General features: G+C 58.1%; 4 protein-coding genes. All 4 read right to left on the bottom strand.

The window, feature by feature from the left end:
* Nucleotides 1-300 precede the first annotated feature (300 nt).
* The 4 genes from AWB67_RS34350 to AWB67_RS34335 all read right to left on the bottom strand — a co-directional run bounded on the left by AWB67_RS34350 (nucleotide 301) and on the right by AWB67_RS34335 (nucleotide 4,554).
* A complete protein-coding gene (locus AWB67_RS34350) occupies nucleotides 301-1,062 on the bottom strand; it encodes a bestrophin-like domain (RefSeq protein WP_087660415.1) in 762 nt (253 codons plus the stop codon).
* An 87-nt stretch (nucleotides 1,063-1,149) separates the two neighbouring features.
* Complete coding sequence (locus tag AWB67_RS34345; RefSeq protein ID WP_235025519.1) at nucleotides 1,150-2,046, bottom strand: transporter; 897 nt, start codon at nucleotides 2,044-2,046, stop codon at nucleotides 1,150-1,152.
* Nucleotides 2,047-2,487: 441 nt separating this feature from the next.
* On the bottom strand, nucleotides 2,488-3,165 hold the full coding sequence (locus AWB67_RS34340; protein ID WP_087660414.1) for a DUF3313 domain-containing protein: 678 nt from the start codon (nucleotides 3,163-3,165) through the stop codon (nucleotides 2,488-2,490).
* A gap of 351 nt (nucleotides 3,166-3,516) precedes the next feature.
* Entirely contained in the window at nucleotides 3,517-4,554 is a 1,038-nt protein-coding gene (locus AWB67_RS34335; protein ID WP_087660413.1) for an AI-2E family transporter, read from the bottom strand.
* Nucleotides 4,555-5,153 lie beyond the last annotated feature (599 nt).

Below are 5,153 nucleotides of genomic sequence, written 5' to 3'. Positions count from 1 at the left end.
AAAGTCGTTGCGGACCTCGGTCAGGGGCACCTGCTGAGCAAAACGCGAAAATGATTCTATGGACGGCGAAAGCCGGCCAGCTTCAGTCGTTGGGTCACGCTGTTACGCAGACATTCGGACGGCAGCTTTGCACTTGTAAGGGACATTTGCACGCCGGCCTTACGCTTCAAATCATCGCCCCGACGTTGCCGCTCGTAAAAGCTCGTGTCCCCGCTTCAACGATGTTCGCTGCGCGTAGCGCCGTTGCCCAGGCATTCAAGATGGGGAACAGGCGGGACTGCTCGATCTCTGCGACTGGCACTACTTTCCGAGAACGGCGAGTGCTTCCCGCAGAGGGGTGAGCGAAACGCGCACGACCCCATCAAGCGGCGAGTTCAGTTCGAGGATCAGAAATATCGCCCCGGATGACGACAAGGCACACACGAGCAACACCGCGATGGTCGTGCCGTTGCGAGGGGCGTACAAACCGAACGTCGCAAAAATTGCGACCAGCCATAACACCAGGGCTACGAGGAGCGGCATGGGAAGGGGAACTTTTTCCTTCAGAATCGCCAGCCAGCGCGTAGCGAACACTTCATCAACAAGCAGGAGCGCACGCGTTTTGAGCTCACGTTGCACATCGTCCCGCGGCGCAAGCCCCTCTACCAGCCGCCGGACGTCTTCTACACGGCGGGCAGCTTCTGGGTCATCCGTTCTCGCCAGTCGGGAAGGATCATCGGAAGCGAGTGTCTCGACCGCCGCCGCATAGCTTTGCCTGAGCGCTTCACGGATTGGTTGCGTTTCCGGTCCGTACTTGGCCAGCGTGCGGTCAAGACGAACGACATGGGCGGCAGTGTCGAGCAGCACACTGCTGACCGAATCAAACGAGCCCTTCGCTGACGAGATCAGCAGCCCAAGTACCAATGCGGCCATGGTCGCGATCAGCCCGATTGCGAGTTTTACGCTGCCGGCCGATTCTTCACTCAGGTGGTGTTCGGGTAGCACGTTGCGCAGATATGAGCCAATCACCACGCTGCCGGATGCGCACACAAAGACAATGAAGAAAATGAAAAGGTGACGCATGTTTGCCTCCGTTCTTTCTCGTCGCGTGCCGGTGGCAGCAAGTGGTATCCGGCCGCCCAGAACGCGTCAGACAGCCTATAAGCACTCTCAATGATTGAACCAGCGGTATTGCAGTGAAAGAGAGACGGTCTGGAAATTACCCCCGACGCGTGTTATCAGACCGCTCGACCATGCCAGCTTCGCAGACCATTGCGCAGCAAGCGGAACCGACAACGTGAGGCCGTACCGCAGGCTGCGTTGGAGGTCTTGGTCCTCTACACCGTTGATGCTCGTTCGACCGCCCGCGAAGTACGTCATGTCCGCCGCGAGCCACAATCCAGGCCGCCACGTATAGCCGCCATGCCACTGAAAAACGGGCATTGGCGCCTGGCTGCGCTGATGGCCTCCGAAAAAATCATCGTTGTCGGTGAACAACCATACGCCGGCCGAACCTTCCACGAACCAGTCGCCGAATGGATGAGAGAGGCCCAATTCTGGTTTGAAGGACCAACGATTCGATCCCACGTTGATCACGCGGGACGGCACGTACTGGCCTGTCGGTGCGATAACGGTCAGACTGGCGCCCAGCGTGGTGGTGGGGGGACGCCGCGCGAATTCTTCCGGCGTAAGCGCAGGACCGCCCAGCAGGTTCACCACAACCCTGAAGTTTGCGTCGCCCAGTCCCGATCGCCACGCGTTCCCCGGCACACCTTGGACATTGCCAGTGATGTCTGCGTTGCTGTACGGTACTGCCGCGGCGATGCTGGCGACGTGTCCCGCGATTCCGAAGCTGTGGGAGTAGCCGAGCAGGAACGTGTTGATTTTGGCGTTTACATCGGTAATCGGTAGCGTGGGATCGAGCGAGACGCCACCTGTCGATCGAGCGTAGTTTGCCACCACGAAGTTCGTCCCGACTGGCACCGCCGAATAGGCGCGCGGCTCCATCTCCTGCGCCGAGATCAGCACAGACCAGAGCAGGGCAACGCAAGCCGTTGCGTGACGCACCCACCGCGCGATCTGGCCTGATTGATGCCGCCGACAGGGTCGCGCTTCGCATTTTGCAAAAATGGCACGCATTCTCTGCCGAGTTAATCGGCCCCATCCGCCGCGGGAAACGCTTCCGTACGCCGGCGAGAGAAGGGATTCACAGGCCGCTGCCGATCAATAGGTTCTATGAAGCAGTGACGGCGTTGTTCCACTCTGGTCGCTTGGCCCGCAAAAGGCAACCGGCGTAAAAGCAAACGTGCGTAGGTTGCGTGTCCGGCACGCTATCGATCCAGCGTTGCTGGGGCAGCCGCCCTCATGGCGCCGCTTCGACTTCAGATCGTGGACGCCGGGCACACGAAATCGTCTCCTCACTGGGCAGTCGGCGTCTCACGCGACGCCAGTCCGGGGAGCTTTCTGAATCGCTTTCGGCGGCCCTTGCTTTTATAGTGATAGTTGTTCTCACTTCGGTTTAACGAATTGCGACAGTTCGGGAAAAGCAGCGCTTGCGAGCTCGTCTAGTAGTGGTTTCACCGTGTCTAGCGTGACCACCTCTTGACCGGCAACCTTGGCGAGGCGCTCGCCTGTACCGACCCGCACCCTCTGACCTAGCAACTCACCCGTAACGCTATCCGTTCCCTCCACTTCGATCACGACGAACGCCTGCTGCGGCGTACCGGTCGCGGCCCTCGTGGCCATCGTGGCGACAAAGGCCATCGGCACATACTGGTAAGGTTTGAGGCCCTCTTCTTGCGTGGCGACGCTCGTAAACGCTGCGCGAATGCGCAGCACTCCAGGCCCGGGACGATCGACCACCCTAAATCGCTGGCTCAGTGACCGTCTCAGTGCGTCGTTGGCATAGGCCAGAATTTGTTGTAGCGTCGCCGCGCTCACTTGCTCGCTAGGCCGTGGCTCTGGATAGAAAACGAGCGGATCGAGCAGTATCGCGTTGTAGTTGGCTGGCGTAAGCTTGGGGCTCACCCATGTCCGAAGGCTTCGACCGGGTGGCAGATTTGAATAGTCCCGCAGGAAGCCCGAATTCTGCGTCGTATCTGTACCTGTATGTGATGATGACGCACATGCTCCCAACATCACTGCGATGAAAGCGATGCCAACCTTGCATACTATCGATTTCTTCACGACTGATCTCCTTCGTTTGCTGTTGGCCGAAGCGGAGTCGAGCTGCTGTGCGCTTTATTAAAACGAAGCACGAAGCGTGAAGTGAGACTAGATGGCGGAGTTGATGCTGATGGGGCGCGGAAGTGATGCCAATTCTTACTTTTATAGTCGATCGGAGCCAAGAAAGCCAATCTTGCTAGTCGTTCTGTCTGCGCTAGCGACGGTTGCTCGCGGGTGATGAACAGGGTACGGATCGTTAACGATGAGAGACTTCAACGCCCGAAGTTGCCCTTCTCGACTGGACGACGGCTGTAGCCATCGCACCATCCAGAAAGCCACGCCAGCCAGCTGATCAGGCCAAGGCCCAAAAACTCAATCCTTGCTCGTTAATAGCATGGCAAGGGGACGCGTCGACTCGAATGACGAGAAGCCGATCACGAGACTAACCGTAATAGGAACGGCCAAGAACGCACCGGCCACTCCCCAGATCGAGGACCAGATCGCCACGCTCACGAGGATCAAAATGGGACTGAGGTTCAACGATTCACCCATCAGATAGGGGTCAACCAGATTTCCGACAACGAAGTTGAGTACCGAAAGCGAGGCGAACACGAGTAAGACCTCGTTCCATTGTCCGAATTGAAGGGCGGCGATGAGGGTTGGAAAGGCCACTGCAACCACCGACCCAATGTAAGGGACGAAATTGAGAATCGCAATCAGAACGGCCCACAATTCGGCCAGTTCGAGCCCGACGACGCGCATGCAAACCCAACTGAGGAGACCGACGATTACGCCGAGCAGCGCCTTGAGCGCGAGATACATACCGATCTTAGCGTTTATCTCATTTACGACGGCCACGACGTGCATCGCCGCTGGGTTGTCCGCTATCTGCGCCAGTCTCCTGCGAAATCGCGCATGTTCGGCGAGGAGAAATGCGGTGTAGAGCGCCACAACGAAGATCGTCACGATCAAGCCCGATAGGGACGCTAACGCAGCCGTGACGATGCTCTGGAGATTGACTCTGGCGAGCATGTCACGTCGAATGGACTCCCAGGTCGGTTCGGTTTGTGCCTGCAAGACCGCAGCGATTTTACCGACCAACGCAAGCAGAGTTGCCTGATACTTCGGGGCGAGTGCGAGCAGGGGGTCCCTGTCAGATATGAGCAGGCCAATGGACACATAGATCGCAACCACCATGAGAGCGATTGCTATCGCACAACGGATGCCTACCGGAAGCTTAGAGCCGATGTATGGAACCCGCTGGAACAGGTTCGCAATGCCGAGGACGACATAGGTGGCGATCACGCCGAACGCTATCGGAACCAGTACGGGCCGACCAATATAGAGAATCCACCCGATAACGGTGGAAACGACGACAGCGCATGTAACCTTCAATAGCCCGCCGTTCAATGTTCCTCCCGCGCTTGAATCAGAGAACGTCGATTGCGCTCGCGATCCGAGATAGGCCCGGCTTCCCCAAGTCGAGTCTGGCGAACAGACGTTTTATGCGACTACGTTATTATGTTTCATAGGTGGAACTCGCACTCGTCGCCTGCGCCAAGGTACCCGATAAATGCCAGGCGCCATAGCGTGAGCGATGTTGACGCGATAGAAGGCAGCCCCCGAGCGCGCGCGGTTCCAACCCGCTTAAATGTAACGCAGTGGAGTTCATCCTGAAAATGTTTTGGGGGATGGCGACCTCCCACGGTCGCGCTGTCGGTACTCCATCGAGGCCAACGTACCGTTGGGCATAAGGGAAGCGGACATTCGCGCCGAGCTGTCGGAGCGCGACGTCGGCAGTTCACAGCGTCAATGGATATTTCCACCCTTCAATCGCACGAGTGACCGTTGTGCGCATGGAAACCGCCCTTCACCGGCTAGGGCGTCCAACGGCGGGAGTGGGTCGATTTGAGCCGTTGGCCTTAATGACCTGCAACGCAGCATGAGCGCATCGTTGAAAAGCCACAGTCGTCGATTTCGAAAAGCGACAGCTTCTTATGCCAGCCTCA

The organism is Caballeronia terrestris (assembly GCF_001544515.1).
In the GTDB taxonomy this organism is placed as follows: Bacteria; Pseudomonadota; Gammaproteobacteria; order Burkholderiales; family Burkholderiaceae; genus Caballeronia; species Caballeronia terrestris.
This window is presented reverse-complemented; position numbering and strand designations above follow the sequence as displayed.

What these genes read in the sequence shown, in the direction of transcription:
- AWB67_RS34350 (WP_087660415.1), bottom strand. Translation starts at nt 1,062, where the DNA reads ATGCGTCACCTTTTCATTTTCTTCATTGTCTTTGTGTGCGCATCCGGC.